We start from the raw sequence: 15,173 nt of genomic DNA on the forward strand, positions 1-15,173 counted from the left end.
ATTGGTTTCCTAGATGATCTGACCGGAAGCGCGTACCGTCATCGGCCCGGCGTTGAAGGTCGAGGTCAGCCCCAGATTGTTGAGGCTGCTGAGTGCGGCCGAGAAGCCGAGCGCCCAGGTCTGGATGCGTCCGTCGTCCTTCAGATACGGCGCGGCCTCCAGGAGTGCGCCGTAGAGATACAGATCCGGCGCAACCGACAGCAGCCAGTTTGGATCATTGCTGGCGAGCGGCGGGACCAGCCGCCGATAGACCATTTCGATCGTGTAGGCCTTGTCCGGTGTCGGAGCGATCTCAAGTTCGTTACCAAAGATCGTGAAGTATCGCGGCTGCCCTGCAACGTCGGAGATGCCGAACCGGTATTCGTCGAGCTGCGTGCCCGACCTGAACTCGAGACAAGGCTTACCGGCCACACCCGACAACCGCATCCGGCGCATCGACTGGAAGTCTGTCGGCAGCGCAACGAACTCGGGTTCGCTGGAGGTGATGTCAGTGATCGCGATGGCGCGCTGCTCCATCTGGCGAACAAAGAGCTCTCGATTGAGCTTCGCCTCGGAAAGCTGGATGAAGGTCGGAATCCGCGCGATCAGGACCGCATCCTGATCGCGCGCCAGATATTCGGTGACCGCCGACTGCAGCGAGGCATAATCCACGATTTGTGTCACGATACCCCCGCTGTCCATCCGGCCTGCAGCTTCGGTCGATCGGTGCGCAGATAGGCCCATTCGGGATCGTGAAGCTTGCGCTGCACGATGCCGTCGAACTCGGGCGAAAACATCCGGACCGACGTGTTGCCCTTCGCGTGCTCCTCGTTGAGCCACTTGACGTAGATCACGTTGGGGATGCGCGCGACATGTCGGCCCCATTCGTTGCGCTGTTCGTCACGCCGCGCCTCACGATTCCATTGCAGAATTGGCTCGACGTCCTGCACATGCTCGATCGCAAGATCGCGCCCGTTGCTGTCGAAATGCGGCCGGATCAGGATGCCGTCCATCACGACATCTCCGCGACCCAGAGAGTGCCGGCAGTTGCCGTGACCAGACCATTGGTCGCCGCCTTGATCGCTGCGATCCGCTGGCCGGGGCTGACAATGACGTATTCGATGACGTTCGGCGGCAGATAGGTGTCCGCGGTCGTCGCGGTCTGGGCGCCGTCGCCAATTCGATAGCAACAGGCGGAGTTGGCGACCAGGCGCAGCTGGTAGGTCTCGGCACCGAACGCGTTGGTGGCCCCGACGCTTGAATCGTAGGCGATCGTCTGGGTGACACCAAGGCGCGACGCCGGCTGCTTGGGAAAGAATGACATCAGGCCGTCCTCACCGAGACTGAAAAGTACATGGGAATGGCCGCGCCCGACGCGCCGGACGGCGTGAGCACGATGACATCGTCTTCATTGAGATAAGTTGGCGACGGCGGCAACGCCGAGAACAACTGCCCGGCGGCCGATCCGGCTTGAGGCAGCGTGAAGGTCGCCAGCGTGTTGCCACTGGCCGCGACCGTGACGGTGCCGTCGGTGGTGGTGATGGCGCCGCCGAGAATTCCGGTCGCTTTCAGAAAACGGCAACGAAAGGGAACACGAATATAGGCGGCAGCGGGAGACGCACCGCACGACGGCGTATAGGCCGTCAGGTGTTCGGTATTGAGGGTGTGATTACCGGGAAGTGGCATGAAGGCCTCCTGAGACAGGGGAAAGCGGGCAACAGAAGTTGCCCGCAGAGCGCAATGACCGGGTTAGGACGTGGTGTTGTCGAACACGCCGCCGGAGGCCTTCTCGTTACGCGCGACCAGCGCGTACTCGGCAAGCACCTGACGTCGATCGGAGTCGCCGGTCTTGGCCAGCGGGATCGAGATCATGTTGCGGCCGTTGAGATAGGCGACGGCCCACTTGTCCATCTCGAGCACCAGAACGTCGCGCGGTCGCTGGAAGCGATTGGCAACGACTTTCAGCTTGCCAAAGTCGGATTCGTAGGCGTCGACCGAGGCCACGATCTTCTTCGACTTGGCCTCCTCGATCGCGGTGGAGCGGCCGGTGAAGGTCGAGAATACCTGCTTATTGAAGGCGCCGGTCATGATGGTGCCGGGCTTGCCGCCATTGGTCCAGATCGACGACAGCACGGTCTTCAGCCGCACTTCGGTGAACGCCAGCTGGGTGCCGTCGGTGCGCGTACCGGTGCCGTCGGCTGCGGCCGGATCGGAGGCGCCGCCGGCGGTTCCTTTCGACGTATTGCTCACGATCCACGACAACACCGACGCCGTCTTGCGCGGCGTGCTGGTCGAGCCGGCAGTCTTTGCCTGGCTGCTGCCGACCAGGATCGTCTCGATGTCGCGCTTGAGCTCAAGGCCACGCAGCATCTCCTGGTAGGCGAGCTCGTTGTCACGGCCGGCGTGGTCGACCGCCTGCTGGGTCCCTGATACCTGCGCCATTTTGTAAGAGATCTGACACAGATTTCCGAGCCGCACGGTCGGCACCAGCGCGTTGGCGGTGGGATCGTCACCCTCGAGCTGGGCGTTGGCGTTGGAGGCCGGCGCCAATGCCTGGGTCTGCCATTCGTGGTTGACGGCAGAGGCCTTCTCCTTGTCGACGCCACTCATGAACGGGGTGTCGGTTGGATCAATTCGATAGATCATATCGCTGAGGTCTTCACGGTTTCCGATCGCCTGGTAGGTCGTCACCGTGTTAGTGGGCAAAGCCATGTGCTGGTCCTTGTGCTGTCCGAAAACGCCTGCGGCCGCGCCGCCAATTGGCGGACGCGTTCGTCATGTGATGAGCGGACGTGATGGTCTTGGGTGGTTGAGCGCTCGGCTGCGCGATGGCGCGGAAGCTCGCTTCCGGTTCGGCCCGCCTTCGTCTCCGCCGTGGCGCCCGCGTGTCGCGCAGGGTCGGCGTTATGAAAAAACCCGCGGCGGCTTCCCGGCGCGGGCTCAAAACTTTCGATGGTGAGATTATGCTAGTGAGTTGCCCGACGTGTCAACATGCATGATGATGTTTTCTTCGTCGGACACGAAATTCAATTTTGCGCGACGATCGCGCGCATCACGGCCGATCCCATCGCGACGACAATCGCCGAACCGATGACTTTTCGGCCAGGCCTTCGGCAAATGAGCCGTCGCCGTATCGCGGCGACAAACCGGCATCGAGAGTTGAACTCCGGACCTGTGCTGGCTGCACGATTTGTCCTCGGACGTAATCCTCGAGCATGCCGGCCAATCCCTTCGGCCTTACTGGAGAACGAACGATAAGCGGCGGACCAAATAGCCATTCCGGAGGACGAGCCGGCGGATCAACTTCGACGGGCGCCGGCTCGTTCCGATTCCTGGGTGGCGGCGGCGGTGCGGGCCCCCGCCTTTCCTCTGGCAGACTCGGTATTGGTCCCCAATCTGGGAACGCAAAATTGGGAAACTCCCCGAGAATCGTCGAAAGAAACCAGGGAGGCAAATAGCCCGGATATTCAAGAAGCGGATTCGGAGGGAGATTGTCTTTGGGTGTCTTGATCATGTTGAAATGTGCGCGTTCTCGCGAACGGGAAACCGATTTTCCGTTGGGTCGCAGCGAGCCACGACTCGTTGTCGAGCAGATCGGATCTATGGATCGAAGATGACCTTTAGCGGCAGTTGCAGCCGGCTCACCATGTCATCGATCTCGGTCTGGCCTCGTGGATAATCTTCATAGACAATCTTTGTCTTGAACAACTTTGCGAAGTATTTGGGATGTAGTGTCCACGCGATGTGGTGCCTCTCGAAGGAATCAGCGTACAGGTTCTTCGTAACCTTTCTCAGATAGCGATTGTCAGGCGGTGCCTCGAACAACGGATCGACCACTCGCTGTTTGAAGAATTTGTTCTGTGCTAACACCACACGCCGCCAGTCCGCCTCTTTTTCCGGCATAGGCCGACAGGAACCGCGCTGCATACGGAACTCCCCGCTGGGCATTCTCACCGACGCATACCGTGAACAGGATGGCAGCGCGGGATCGGTGCTCTCGTAGTCCCAGGCGACAAGGGCTCCCTTGAGCACATATGCCTGGTCAGATGCGATGAGCAGATAGTTTGCGCAGCTCGCCAAACAGTAGTCGTACACGACGACTGTCGCACGCCGGCCGCCAAGCAGGTTGGACAAAGCAACCGCGGAAGCAATGTCGCCCCCGGTGCTTCGAACGACAAAGAGCCCGTCATCTCTCAGGCTCTCGACCGGCGCAAGATCCGTCTCTTTTTCAATCTTGCCGTCAAGGCAAACGGTCGTTCGGTCGGCATTGAGTGCGATTGGCCGAGCGACAGCACCGCGGCAAAATTCAACAGCACGATAGTAGTTCTCTTTGTCGAGCCCTTCCCGTTGAGCGCGGGCCTGGCTTGAGCAGAGAAAGAGGAAGGTGAAGACAAGCAACGGCGCTGCAAAGCCAGGCCATGGCGACCGCTTGGTAAGCAACCCATTAGCCCTGCCAAGGTTTTCACTGGCCTCCTCGAGTTCTTGCAGATACCTCTCGTGATTGCTGATTGGATTGGTCATGAGAAATGCGCGGGACGCGAGATAGACAACATGTAGCGCCCCAGCGGAACGACAGAGCATTGATCGCAACACCACAACAAAACTCCCAACCGGCCGAGTCTACGGGACGCAGATAACCTTCAGCTCCAGGTCCAACCTGCTTACTATGTGTCGATCTCCGGATTGCCCTCATGGATGACCTTTTGTCCGCGGAGAGATCGACAGCAGTCGATCAAGCTCGAAGCTCGGCGATACCCAGGAGACCGCCGGTGGCGGTGACAAGCAGAACTGGCACCAGATTGGTGACAGCCACGATCGCGCTCAGCAGGATGTGATCCAGGACATTGCCCGAGACGGACAAGACCGCAGCGAAACTCACGATGAAGAAGAGGTTGGCGAAGATCAGCATGAGCACGAACTTCAAGGGACGGCTGCGCTGAACGGTCGCAGCTTGAAGCGATCCCACAAACCTGTTGCCAAAGAAGAGGCAAAGAAAATGAAGGCTCGAAAGCGATGCAGCCACCAAAATGAAGGGAATCAAAGACTCGAAACCCTGAAGGGCAATCATGCCAAGAGTAACGAGAGCAGCCTGCCAATAGAAAAGTGCGGCTTTGATCAGGACGTCCAGGACGAAGGCTATCCACCATTGCGATGCAGAGAGATTCATCCTGAAGCCTGCAGGAAAACAAACGTCAGCCCCAATTTGGAACATAACAAGAACGCTGTCAAGCGTATCTCACAGGATGCCAAACCGCCTCCTTCGCTCCGCCGTCTGGGCCAGTTCTTTCAGCTCGGCTTTCGCCAGCTTGCCGTTGGTGACCGCAGCGGTCAGGTGATCGCGCACCTTCCCAACCACATTGATGGCGAGAAACAACTTCTCGCGGCCGGAGGCATCGTCGATCGTCGTCGATCGCCACGCAGCCGTGTACGCCTGCTCGAGCGCATCGAATGCTTCGACCAGCAATTCATCGGCAAGCAGACGTTCGGCCCTGACACCGCGGCCTACGGCCTGGTCTAGTCTCGATTCATCGGCATTCGTCATTGCGAAGGTTCTCCAGCGAAGGGATCGTGTTCGGCAGGTTCAAAGCAGCCCGTCATTTGCTGTCGGCGCCCTGCTCGTCTTCGCCGGCAAGAAAAAACGGAGCCGCGGATGAGGTCAGGCGCTGAGCCAGCAACGCTAAGCGAGGTGAAGCCGAAGGTTTTGCCGACGCGTGAAGCCAGATCGTTCGCGGCATACGACTTCATGGCCACGTTCTGCGCGCGCCGCCGTTGCGGCCGCGCCTGATGCGTAACAATCGCGACACCGACCCGTGTCGCACCTGCACCACCATCGTTGTCGGGATTGTCGCTGGCGCTATCTATGTTCAGCTTCCCACACTACCTCAATAATTTTCATCGAGGCATCTTCGGGATGACATCGGAAACCACATGCCGAAAGTATCTATTTGTCATTACCTCGCCAAAGGCCGTACCGGTTACGTATCCACGTCCCAAATCCCAAATGAAGTGAGATTAGATCCTATTTCTTCATAAGCATGAATCTGAGCTTCTCGAGCAGGGAAAGCCGCGGCAGAAGATCGTGTACGGTCTCTTCCACTGTGACGGGCCAGTTTTCCGGACCAAGCAGTTCTGGGCCTGTTTCGGTTCTTGCAGTTGCAATCCACATGAATGCCAAGGAGGCCACCACAAGGATCAGAAGGCCGCTGAGTGCTAATTTCACTTGACGATCTCTCGAGTGTCCATCATTCGCCTGCCTCGCATGCGAGAACCTTCATCTTGTGGTGACAAGAGCAACTACATCCGGCCGGACTCTAGCGCCGCCCCGGTGATTGGTCATATGGACCGCTCGTCTTGCCAAGTACGGAGATGCGCCCCTGAGATGGCTGATCCGGAATGGGCGAGTATTTATAGATGGTACCGCTAGGCGCGCCTGGATATGAGGGGGCTCCCTCAGAATCGCTGCCTTGTTTGTCTTCCGACGAATAATTCTCGTTGAGAGCTGGGTCAGCTCCGCGCGTATGCCAAGGCTGTCCTGGCAAGTGGATTCATGATCGGAGCGTTGGCGCCATAGATTTCCGGCACGTGGTGCCGACGTCACCCCGCCGGCGCCAGCGCATCAGGAATTTGGAAAAACCTCGATGCCCAGGTTGACGTGCAGAGCGGAAAGGCGCGCCATGTCCTGCCACGACAAGGTATCGCCGATGTTCATCTCCCCGGACAAGTGTATGATCAATTCAATGGTGCCGCCGCCGTCGGATATCTCAGCTAGAAAGGCTTTATTAGATTCCAGTTTGTCCAACACTTCTCCAACATCCGAGAAGAACGGCCGCTTTCCCTCGACATCGTAGGAATGCCCCCAACCGCTGACTTTATGCACGCCGGAAAGAATAATCCCCGTCGGGGTCTTTCGTACGCCGCCAGCGATTGCCGTGTATCTAGGCTCCAGGCCAAGGACCGATGTTATGCGCGCGGGATCGATGCTTGGATGCTTGATCAGTATCCGGACCGTATATCTCAGCATATGCTGCATGTCGTCCGCTTCATCCTCGGTCATCGTCGGTCCCTATCCTTTCCTCGTCTACCGCTGGGCTGACCAGAACCCGTAAAGGTGCCCGCGGGCCCGTGGTTTGTCCAGCTGCCGTCAGGGCTCCTTGACCAAACCTCATCTGTCGGCGAAATCCTGACATCGCCCGTCGCTGCAGCTCCTATCGCATCCTTAATCTGACCATGATCGCCCGACCATGGTGTCTGATCAATAGGGCGAGATCCGGCGGGCGGTCTGCCCGCATCATCGCTATTCAGGACGTTGCCGATTACGTTTCCGACTGCGCGACCGGCCTTGATTGTCGAGCTGACAAACGCGTCATTTTCGGGCGTACCAGGCAGGAAGACGGGAGGCAGCGGCGGCATGCCCAGCCTCCCGGGAGCATACTGCGCGTATTGTTGACCCACACGTATCCGGTCTGACTCGGCACCCGCCGCGGGCAAATTCGTTCCGGATTGCGGACCCAAGCCACCTGCGTCGAATGGATCGTGCTCAATCGGAACCAATGTAACGTCGTCGAAATCCGGCTGATGGTCGACGGGCACCAGCGAAAAATCAAACATGATGAACGACCATCAGGAATTCGCCGGGCCGCTTCGGGTCCGGAACATAGTGTTGGCCGTCCCTGGCCTTTCGTGCGCCCGGCACATCGGAGCGCTCCGATTTGCGCGCCTCCGTCGCCGCCTTCAGATGCGCGTCGAACACCTTGATCTGGGCATCGAGCTCGGCCTTGATCTTCGCCAGTTCGATCTCCGCTGCGGCCTTGAGCTTTTGATGGATCGCATCGGCCTGTGTCTTCTACTGCTCGACTTGCGCACGATGGGCGACCGCTAGCTGATCGGCCTGCGCTTTGGCATGCAGCGCCAGCACCCGTGGATCGGGCGGCGGTGTTGGCGGCGCCGGCGGCGGATACAATAGCTGGCCGGTCTGCGGATTGACGGCGGTCGGGTCGTTGAAAAACCGGCCCGGGTTCTTGTGACCCATGATCCGAGTCAGCTCGACGGCGGTGTTATAGAGCTCGCGGTCACCGACCATGTTGACCTTGCCGCCGCCAATCAGCTCCTTCTGCACATTGGCAAGCGCCATCACCTGTGCGAATTGCTGCGCCTTGCCGCCGGTGCCGAGGCCGACATTGATCGTCATGTCGTCGCGGGTCTTCCAGTTGCGTGGATCGACCGTGATCCAGGCATTGCGCAGCCGCACGGTTTGCTGCTTTGGCTAGATCGCCGTTGCGGCGTTGAACCTTGTCGTTGCATCAAACTACGGCGCCGTCGAAGCTATGCCCTTCCGAGCTCACATTAGTGCCGGCGACCGCTCAACTAGATGGCTGGCCGCGCAGTCGTCAGCAACTCCTCACTGACCGACAGTTCCGGATCTGCACGAACCACCGCGAAACGAGGAGCGTCCTTCCTTGCAAAAGTCAGTCGCACGCGCTCGTCTTCATCGGTGTCAAAAGGTTGCCAGAACTCGCAACGCAACAGAAAAGGTCCAGCTGGCAGCGACAGCGGAACAGTCTCTGCAATGCTTCCGACTTCAATAGCCCCGTCAGCCGGAACCTCGAAGGGAACCTCGATCACACGCACAGCGTCGGGATGAACGGGACCGGCGTGATTCACGACCTCAATCTTGACCGAGTGCCAACCAGCTGCGACCATCGAGCGGAACGACACGCTGCCAGGTCGCCATGTGAAGCCCTGTGCGAAATGTTGATCAGTCCAGTCGTTGTATGGATCCTGCAACGAGCTCGCGAACACCGCGAGTTGCCCATGAGAGATTCCAAAATCAATCGTGGTCATCATCGTCAATCTCCAACAATAATCTTGATCTGGGCTCCGTCCGGCAATCCACGACATAAATTGCCGACGCGCGCACCGGCCGACGTGTTGTGACTTGGATTGATCGGCCGAACACTGGCCCCGAAACCGCCTTCTCTGAACATTGCGGGAGGATACTCATCCAAGTGCTTGCCAGCAACCTTGTCCGGCTTACCGGTTGCCAACCAGCTGTTCGTGTCCTTGCCAGGCCGATCAATCGTCAGGACGCTCGGGTGACCTGCATTGATGGCGTCCGCCGCATGCTCTGCTGCCTCACCGTGAACCGAGCGCGAAAGAGTGATCTCCTTCGCAATGTTTCCGGCCTTCGCACCCAGCTTCTTTGCGCCCGGTATCATTCCGGCCGCCGCTGCTATGGCACCAGGCAGGTCGTCGCGCCGCTTCGCATCGATTAGGTCCAGCGCAGAGCCGACAACGCCAAGCGGTGTTAAGCCGAGCACATTGCCAACGCGCGAAGTCAGATCGTTCGCGGTGTATGGCTTCATACCCAGACCCATCAGCGCGTTGGCTGCGAGATAGCCAATACGCTGCGTGGGTGTATAGGTCGCCGCCTTTAATTCACCGAGCGGCCGGTAGGACGTCCGCCAATCATAGGTCGATCCGGAGGGAGGGGATATCGGCGATGCAGTTAGCTTTTGTACGTCGATCTGGTTTGCAACATCGCGGCTCACGAAATCTGGATCGAAGGACTTGCCGGACGTCGCTGCCGGTACGCCGACGAGAGGCACACCGACTTGTGGTGACGCTACGCTAGATCCGCTTGATTGTTGTTGATGCTCCGATTGCGTCCCAGCCGCTTGGACTACTCCGATCGGTCTGAACGGATCATGGTCAACGGGCACCAACGAGACGCTTGGAAATCCGGCTGATGATCAACCGGCACCAGAGAAAAGTCAGACATGATGAACGACCATCAGGAATTTGCCGGGCCGCTTCGGGTCCGGAACATAATGGTGGCCGTCCCTGGCCTTTCGTGCACCCGGCACATCGGAGCGCCCCGATTTGCGTGCCTCCGTCGCCGCCTTCAGATGCGCGTCGAACACCTTGATCTGGGCATCGAGCTCGGCCTTGATCTTCGCCAGTTCGATCTCCGCTTCGGCCTTGAGCTTTTGATGGATCGCATCGGCCTGCGTCTTCTGCTGCTCGACTTGCGCACGATGGGCGACCGCTAGCTGATCGGCCTGCGCTTTGGCCTGCAGCGCCAGCACCCGTGGATCGGGCGGCGGTGTTGGCGGCGCCGGCGGCGGATACAATAGCTGGCCGGTCTGCGGATTGACGGCGGTCGGGTCGTTGAAGAACCGGCCCGGGTTCTTGTGACCCATGATCCGGGTCAGCTCGACGGCGGTGTTGTAGAGCTCGCGGTCGCCGACCATGTTGACCTTGCCGCCGCCAATCAGCTCCTTCTGCACATTGGCAAGCGCCATCACCTGTGCGAATTGCTGCGCCTTGCCGCCGGTGCCGAGGCCGACATTGATCGTCATGTCGTCGCGGGTCTTCCAGTTGCGTGGATCGACGGTGATCCAGGCATTGCGCAGCCGCACGGTTTGCTGCTGCTGGCCGTGTTTGCGGATCGTGCCATGCAACAGCGCGAAGATGTCGCGCACGCCCTCAGCCATGATCCGCGCGATCAGCTTGATCCGCATCTGCGAGGCCGAGAACACCTGAGCCACCGCAGTTGCCGACTGGTTCTGCAGCGCGTTGGCGTCAATGCCCTGGGACTGCCGGCTGAGGCCGGTGCGGCTCTCGAGCTCGGCGTCGAGATACTGCATCATCGGATAGATTGACGAGGTGATGTCGGGCACCACCTGCCAGTTCAACCCGCCCGCAGTCTTGGTGCGCACCACGCCGCCCGGCCGCGAGACCAGCAGGTCATCGAGCGTATTGGGTCCGGCATTGCTCTCGGCCACCTCGACGCGCGGATTGTTGTGCAGATAGAGATTGTCCAATGCACCGCGCTTCAGTGCCGTTTTCTCCCGCTGTAGCGGGATCACGAGATCGGCGATCGAGCGCCCGAAGAAGCGATGCGTCATCGGCACCGGCGTGGTCGCCGCGAACGGAATGGCGTCGAACGCCGTGATGCAGTCGCGACCATCCTTGCGCAGGATCTCGCTCTGGTCGCCACCGGTGATCACCTGGTACAGGCACGGCCGGCCGTTGCCTTCATAGTCCATCCGCACATAGTGCTCGGTGATGCGCACCAGCCGCGCCGCCGAGTTGATGCCACCAGCACCAGTGCCAAAATGCTCGTCCGCGGTGTCGCGCGCCAGCGTCTCGATATTGGCGTAACCGGTATAGTCGTTCAGCGACTTAATCTGCGTGGCATCGAAGCCTTCGGCAATGAGTCGCGCTTCCGTCTTGGTCACCACCTCATGGAAGCAATAATTGCAGTCGCGGATGCTGCGCGCGCCGCGCTCGATACCGAATTCCTCCGGCGGAACGCCCATCACCCTCGCCTGGGCGAGCTTTCGCGTGGTGACGATGGTGACATCGTGCGTAATTGGTGAGCCAAGCGGCATCGCCGCCGACCCCTGAAGCATGGGAACAGCCATTTTCGTTGAGCTCATCTATTGGAGGTTTGCGACGGCTTGAGCGCCTGACTGGCGGTCGTGCAACGCGCCGGCCGTCTACTTGCCCGGATAATTGTCGTGCGCGTAGCTTTGCAGAAGATCAGCCAACCCGTGGTGCGGCAACTCGGGATACCGCAGATCGGAAAACATCAGCCTAACGCCAGGGAGGACCGGAGACCCTCTCGAGAAATCGCACGGGAGGCGCCCCCTCGCTGAAAGCCTTGCCTGATGACGGGGACGCGATCGCCGGCGTCCGCCAATCCGCACTGTCCGCGCCGTTGTCAGTCAGAGCGGCGATCCGTCCCAGAAATCCCCCACTCGCACCCGACCGCGTAGCCGCACCGTCCGCGGACGTCTCCGGATATCCATACTCACGCGGCGAACGGAATCTCGCGGCGGCGCCGGAATCGCCGGGCGGCGCAACTGGACGTGATCCGGCGTCGGGATAGTCATACTCCCAAACATTGCTTCTGCTTGGGATTCCGGCAGCCACCGCGCTATCGCGGATAAGAGGTCTCTTCCAAGGCTGCGAGTAATCGTCGGACAGTTCGTAGGGCCCAAATCCGTACGTCACACCGGCGCCAGGCGTCCCGAAGCCAACACCGTTGGCGCCTCCGCTTGTCCCGACATTTGCGCGAACCGGTCCGAATCCGATGCTGCCTGATGCCGACGGCCCAGTCAGCAATCCTTCAAGGTCTGGCGTATATCCCGCAGACAGGCCCCAGCGAGGTGTGCCCGCATACACCTGGGGATAGAGTCTGCCGTGATTGTCGATGTAGAAGCCGCCTCCAATACCCCATAGCCCCCCAAAGGTGCCTCCGCCATACGTTCCTGCTGTCATCGGTTATCCTTTCCCTACTTCATTGACCGCCAGCGCGCAGTTCTTTCGATAGGTGTTCCGGGACTTGAATGTCTGGTAGGTGGACCAGAAGAATCCGACCAGCACGAAGCAGCCGAACGCCACATTCCCGGCCGCGAAGAATCCAAGCGATCCGCTCAAGACAGCGGCGCACCAGCCGTACAAGGTCTTCATGTACTCGGCTTGCAGCGGCAACGACGTCGAAGGCGCGAGCGCATAGGTGTGAAGCGCGTATCGCGACATGTCGTAGTCCTGGAACTGTGGAGGAAACGAATTGACAAGCTCGCGACGAATGACCTCGGACTTGACGGCCGACCATATTGCGACAATCACGGCGACGGCAAAGAAGGCGACAGACATGGCAATTCCCCGAACATTTCGACGACAGTCGAGACTATGCACCGAACTCCGTGCGCTTCGCCATCCCGCCTGGAAGCCGTCAGCGGTCCGAGGGGTAGTTGTCGCGCAAGTAATCGAGCATCAGACGGTACAAGCCACCGGGGCGCGGTGATGATGCCGCTGGGGCCCTCCATGGTGGGACCGGTGCAGCCGATGTTCGCCAATCACCCATACCGTCCCCAAGCGGATCTTGCTGGCTCCGACTGAGATCCAGCAGAGCCGACGATGCGGGAGAGCGACGGTCCAGGACAACAAAAATCCATCTGGCCAGCGCACCTTTTTATCAGATTGAGTCACTTAATTTCTCCTCAGATAGCAGTCTTCGCGCGGATACCCTAAGATGTACCGGGGGTTGACCCAGCAAAGCGATCGGGCGCGGCGCCGATGGCCACGACGAACCCAAGAGATGGTGAATGACTTATCTCGCAGGCAGCCTTGTCGCACTTTGGTTTTGCGGGCTGCTCTTCTTTGCCGGACGCAGTCTAAATCTCACTCGCCGAGTGATGAACAACCTCGCGCCGGGAGAGTCCTATTGGGGAAGCGGAGACGTCAAATCGATCACCCCTTTGGGCGGCGAGTTCAGAATTTAGGCCACGGCGATTGACCCGGCCCGGCTTACCGAGCTCGGCAAGGTCTACTACCGGCAAGCGCGCCAGAACGATCGCATGATGATCGGATGAGGCATCGGCGGCTTCATTTTGGTTGCAGGCTTCCTCGCATATCTCAAGATGTGAGGCGCCTCGCACCGAAACCCCGCCGGCGCTGTCAGCTCGTCGCCTCCGTCCCCGCCTCGCCAGTCGCACCATGCACAGTGTGCTCGACGATCTTCATCGCACCGTCCGACTCCATCACGGCCTGCGCCAGCAACGCAAACTGATCGTCAGTGAGATCGTAATAGGTGTCCCGGCTAACCTCCTCACTTTCCTCCCACCACACCTTGACGATGCCGACCTTCGACAGCAGCGCGTCCTTGATGAAGGAATAGAGCGTCATGAAGCCCGGATTCTGCTGCATGAAGACATGATTGACGTAGTCAGTCTCCTGCTGCGCAGCGGCCTCGTCTTCGGGGCCGACCGGTTCGAAACGCACGACCTCGTCGGAGCCAGCGAAGATATCCATCAGCGAGGGCATCAGCCCCTCGATGGTATCGGCGACGTCTGTCGAGACCGCGCGCGAGCGGCCGTCCTGTGCCGGCATGTCCTTGCGCATGTCACCGAGATAGTAGTCCATCGCATCCGCCCGCTCCTCGGCGAGCCGCGCTGTCGATAGCGCCGCCAGCGCGTCGGCCCTTTCGGAGGCGAGCATCGCCTTGAGATCGGACGTCGACATTTTTGCCATTGCTGAATCCTCTGGTTTATGGGCGCGATCGTGAAGCCGGTTCGCTGGCGGGCAAGCGCCCACGCATCACGCCCAGCCCTGGTCGCGATATCTGATCCCCCGGTTGAAACTCCCTGCGCAGCCCGGCGCCTCGTGGCAGGGCGCAATCAGGCCGTTCGCACCGGCGGCGCGGCTTGACCAGCCATGCTCCGGGCCAACATCGAGCTACTGTGTTCTCTTCCAGTTGGGCGACCGTAACCTGCCACCAGCCCATTCGTCCGGGGCACCAGCCTCGTTCGCAAAGCCCCGGATCGATGTCGGAAACGGATAATTCGTCGTGGGATTGCCAAGGACGATCCCAGACTGCGAGTAGACGTTCGGTGATATCGCCTGATAGGGACCACGCGGTGCGACTGCCGGTCCCGAAGACGTCCAATTCCCGAAGCGGCTTTCGAACGAGGCGGGTTGATCGTCGGGTAGCTCGTTGGGCATGGTGGCCGGTCTCGCCATTCGGTCGGAGAGGATCGCCGCGGTCTGCGGTGATACCCGCACCAGGCGACGAACATCCTCGTTGTCGTCGGGGTCGGCGCCCGGGGCATCGCGACCTTGTGCGGCAGCCGCAGCGGATCTGCTGGTCTCTCGCAGATAACGCCGGTAGTCGTCGACGTGAGCTGGTGGTGCCGGGTTGGGGTCAAACGGCCCTTGTTGATCCCAGAAAGCGCTCGGGTCGATCACCCGCCCCGCGGGATCTCTAAGTTGGTAATGGACGTGATTTGCCTTTTTGGGATCACTTGATGCGCCTGTATTGCCCATCGTCCCAATAAATTGGCCTGCGGCGACGGGATCGCCAACAGAGACATGCTGTGAATGGCTATGGAGAATTTCGTGAGAGAAGCCATCTGCATCTCGGATGGCTATCGTTCCGTACCGACCTCCGCCTGCCTGCGTAACGACACCCGCCACCGGTGAACGCAATGCCGGGTTGATTAGATTGAGGCCAAGTTGCCCCGGGATGTTGTAGTTAAAATCAACGCCTCTGTGCGGGTTCGTTGAGCCCAGTGGCCGGTTCGTTACCTCGCCATACCGGCTAGTGACATGAGAATCGATCCCAACCAGTGGAGGCAATATTCTTCGCATCGTATCTTGCCATGACATATCCGAACTCCATAATCGGT

At 59.9% G+C, this 15,173-nt stretch carries 19 protein-coding genes; 2 read left to right on the forward strand and 17 right to left on the reverse strand.

Going from position 1 to position 15,173, the window contains the following annotated elements; genetic code table 11:
• Positions 1 to 9: 9 nt before the first annotated feature.
• The 10 genes from AAFG13_RS12570 to AAFG13_RS12615 form a co-directional block, all read right to left on the reverse strand.
• Positions 10 to 663, reverse strand: a complete 654-nt coding sequence (locus tag AAFG13_RS12570) for a hypothetical protein (RefSeq protein WP_342712182.1) — start codon at positions 661 to 663, stop codon at positions 10 to 12.
• Positions 660 to 992: a hypothetical protein gene (locus AAFG13_RS12575; protein ID WP_342712183.1), complete on the reverse strand. Its 333-nt coding sequence runs from the start codon at positions 990 to 992 to the stop codon at positions 660 to 662. The genes AAFG13_RS12570 and AAFG13_RS12575 overlap by 4 nt, the downstream gene beginning before the upstream one ends.
• Positions 992 to 1,303, reverse strand: a complete 312-nt coding sequence (locus AAFG13_RS12580) for a hypothetical protein (RefSeq protein WP_342712184.1) — start codon at positions 1,301 to 1,303, stop codon at positions 992 to 994. Before AAFG13_RS12580 ends, AAFG13_RS12575 begins: the two co-directional genes overlap by 1 nt.
• Complete coding sequence (locus AAFG13_RS12585) at positions 1,303 to 1,665, reverse strand: hypothetical protein (protein ID WP_342712185.1); 363 nt, start codon at positions 1,663 to 1,665, stop codon at positions 1,303 to 1,305. The genes AAFG13_RS12580 and AAFG13_RS12585 overlap by 1 nt, the downstream gene beginning before the upstream one ends.
• Before the next feature lie 63 nt (positions 1,666 to 1,728).
• Positions 1,729 to 2,691 (reverse strand): DUF5309 domain-containing protein, encoded by a 963-nt coding sequence (locus tag AAFG13_RS12590; protein WP_342712186.1) that lies wholly within the window; start codon positions 2,689 to 2,691, stop codon positions 1,729 to 1,731.
• A gap of 888 nt (positions 2,692 to 3,579) precedes the next feature.
• Positions 3,580 to 4,500: a hypothetical protein gene (locus AAFG13_RS12595; protein ID WP_342712187.1), complete on the reverse strand. Its 921-nt coding sequence runs from the start codon at positions 4,498 to 4,500 to the stop codon at positions 3,580 to 3,582.
• A 211-nt stretch (positions 4,501 to 4,711) separates the two neighbouring features.
• Entirely contained in the window at positions 4,712 to 5,146 is a 435-nt protein-coding gene (locus tag AAFG13_RS12600) for a hypothetical protein (protein ID WP_342712188.1), read from the reverse strand.
• 69 nt (positions 5,147 to 5,215) lie between these two features.
• A complete protein-coding gene (locus AAFG13_RS12605) occupies positions 5,216 to 5,521 on the reverse strand; it encodes a hypothetical protein (RefSeq protein ID WP_342712189.1) in 306 nt (101 codons plus the stop codon).
• Positions 5,522 to 5,998: 477 nt separating this feature from the next.
• The gene (locus AAFG13_RS12610) at positions 5,999 to 6,199 is read right to left on the reverse strand and encodes a hypothetical protein (RefSeq protein WP_342712190.1); all 201 of its coding nucleotides are present in this window, start codon (positions 6,197 to 6,199) and stop codon (positions 5,999 to 6,001) included.
• Between the two features lie 396 nt (positions 6,200 to 6,595).
• Complete coding sequence (locus AAFG13_RS12615) at positions 6,596 to 7,033, reverse strand: DUF4279 domain-containing protein (protein WP_342712191.1); 438 nt, start codon at positions 7,031 to 7,033, stop codon at positions 6,596 to 6,598.
• A 552-nt stretch (positions 7,034 to 7,585) separates the two neighbouring features.
• On the opposite strand from AAFG13_RS12615, the gene AAFG13_RS12620 reads away from it, so the two are divergent.
• Positions 7,586 to 7,858 carry a hypothetical protein gene (locus AAFG13_RS12620; RefSeq protein WP_342712192.1) on the forward strand — a complete coding sequence of 91 codons (273 nt, stop codon included), beginning with the start codon at positions 7,586 to 7,588 and terminating at the stop codon, positions 7,856 to 7,858.
• On the opposite strand, the gene AAFG13_RS12625 is transcribed toward AAFG13_RS12620, so the two are convergent.
• The 5 genes from AAFG13_RS12625 to AAFG13_RS12645 all read right to left on the reverse strand — a co-directional run bounded on the left by AAFG13_RS12625 (position 7,823) and on the right by AAFG13_RS12645 (position 12,642).
• Complete coding sequence (locus AAFG13_RS12625) at positions 7,823 to 8,227, reverse strand: hypothetical protein (protein WP_342712193.1); 405 nt, start codon at positions 8,225 to 8,227, stop codon at positions 7,823 to 7,825. The two genes, AAFG13_RS12620 and AAFG13_RS12625, sit on opposite strands and share 36 nt — an antisense overlap.
• A gap of 116 nt (positions 8,228 to 8,343) precedes the next feature.
• Complete coding sequence (gene comJ / locus AAFG13_RS12630; protein ID WP_342712194.1) at positions 8,344 to 8,823, reverse strand: competence protein ComJ; 480 nt, start codon at positions 8,821 to 8,823, stop codon at positions 8,344 to 8,346.
• A gap of 2 nt (positions 8,824 to 8,825) precedes the next feature.
• Positions 8,826 to 9,584, reverse strand: a complete 759-nt coding sequence (locus tag AAFG13_RS12635) for a NucA/NucB deoxyribonuclease domain-containing protein (protein WP_342712195.1) — start codon at positions 9,582 to 9,584, stop codon at positions 8,826 to 8,828.
• 165 nt (positions 9,585 to 9,749) lie between these two features.
• Positions 9,750 to 11,405, reverse strand: a complete 1,656-nt coding sequence (locus AAFG13_RS12640) for a hypothetical protein (protein ID WP_342712196.1) — start codon at positions 11,403 to 11,405, stop codon at positions 9,750 to 9,752.
• A gap of 862 nt (positions 11,406 to 12,267) precedes the next feature.
• A complete protein-coding gene (locus AAFG13_RS12645) occupies positions 12,268 to 12,642 on the reverse strand; it encodes a hypothetical protein (protein WP_342712197.1) in 375 nt (124 codons plus the stop codon).
• A 452-nt stretch (positions 12,643 to 13,094) separates the two neighbouring features.
• Between AAFG13_RS12645 and AAFG13_RS12650 the strand changes: the two genes are divergently transcribed.
• Positions 13,095 to 13,271: a hypothetical protein gene (locus tag AAFG13_RS12650; protein WP_342712198.1), complete on the forward strand. Its 177-nt coding sequence runs from the start codon at positions 13,095 to 13,097 to the stop codon at positions 13,269 to 13,271.
• Between the two features lie 175 nt (positions 13,272 to 13,446).
• Here the strand turns inward: AAFG13_RS12650 and AAFG13_RS12655 are convergent, their stop codons facing one another.
• Together AAFG13_RS12655 and AAFG13_RS12660 are read right to left on the reverse strand one after the other, a co-directional pair.
• A complete protein-coding gene (locus tag AAFG13_RS12655) occupies positions 13,447 to 14,019 on the reverse strand; it encodes a hypothetical protein (protein ID WP_342712199.1) in 573 nt (190 codons plus the stop codon).
• A 204-nt stretch (positions 14,020 to 14,223) separates the two neighbouring features.
• Positions 14,224 to 15,153 (reverse strand): M23 family metallopeptidase, encoded by a 930-nt coding sequence (locus tag AAFG13_RS12660; RefSeq protein WP_342712200.1) that lies wholly within the window; start codon positions 15,151 to 15,153, stop codon positions 14,224 to 14,226.
• Between the last annotated feature and the right edge of the window lie 20 nt (positions 15,154 to 15,173).

It is taken from the genome of Bradyrhizobium sp. B124 (assembly GCF_038967635.1).
Taxonomy (GTDB): domain Bacteria; phylum Pseudomonadota; class Alphaproteobacteria; order Rhizobiales; family Xanthobacteraceae; genus Bradyrhizobium.

Bases quoted from the DNA above. Each gene is read 5' to 3' on its own strand.
- comJ (WP_342712194.1), bottom strand. From the start codon at position 8,823: ATGATGACCACGATTGATTTTGGAATCTCTCATGGGCAACTCGCGGTG.
- AAFG13_RS12660 (WP_342712200.1), bottom strand. From the start codon at position 15,153: ATGTCATGGCAAGATACGATGCGAAGAATATTGCCTCCACTGGTTGGG.
- AAFG13_RS12600 (WP_342712188.1), bottom strand. From the start codon at position 5,146: ATGAATCTCTCTGCATCGCAATGGTGGATAGCCTTCGTCCTGGACGTC.
- AAFG13_RS12585 (WP_342712185.1), bottom strand. From the start codon at position 1,665: ATGCCACTTCCCGGTAATCACACCCTCAATACCGAACACCTGACGGCC.
- AAFG13_RS12655 (WP_342712199.1), bottom strand. From the start codon at position 14,019: ATGGCAAAAATGTCGACGTCCGATCTCAAGGCGATGCTCGCCTCCGAA.
- AAFG13_RS12575 (WP_342712183.1), bottom strand. From the start codon at position 992: ATGGACGGCATCCTGATCCGGCCGCATTTCGACAGCAACGGGCGCGAT.
- AAFG13_RS12595 (WP_342712187.1), bottom strand. From the start codon at position 4,500: ATGACCAATCCAATCAGCAATCACGAGAGGTATCTGCAAGAACTCGAG.
- AAFG13_RS12620 (WP_342712192.1), top strand. From the start codon at position 7,586: ATGATGAACGACCATCAGGAATTCGCCGGGCCGCTTCGGGTCCGGAAC.
- AAFG13_RS12605 (WP_342712189.1), bottom strand. From the start codon at position 5,521: ATGACGAATGCCGATGAATCGAGACTAGACCAGGCCGTAGGCCGCGGT.
- AAFG13_RS12590 (WP_342712186.1), bottom strand. From the start codon at position 2,691: ATGGCTTTGCCCACTAACACGGTGACGACCTACCAGGCGATCGGAAAC.
- AAFG13_RS12640 (WP_342712196.1), bottom strand. From the start codon at position 11,405: ATGGCTGTTCCCATGCTTCAGGGGTCGGCGGCGATGCCGCTTGGCTCA.
- AAFG13_RS12645 (WP_342712197.1), bottom strand. From the start codon at position 12,642: ATGTCTGTCGCCTTCTTTGCCGTCGCCGTGATTGTCGCAATATGGTCG.
- AAFG13_RS12650 (WP_342712198.1), top strand. From the start codon at position 13,095: ATGACTTATCTCGCAGGCAGCCTTGTCGCACTTTGGTTTTGCGGGCTG.
- AAFG13_RS12615 (WP_342712191.1), bottom strand. From the start codon at position 7,033: ATGACCGAGGATGAAGCGGACGACATGCAGCATATGCTGAGATATACG.
- AAFG13_RS12580 (WP_342712184.1), bottom strand. From the start codon at position 1,303: ATGTCATTCTTTCCCAAGCAGCCGGCGTCGCGCCTTGGTGTCACCCAG.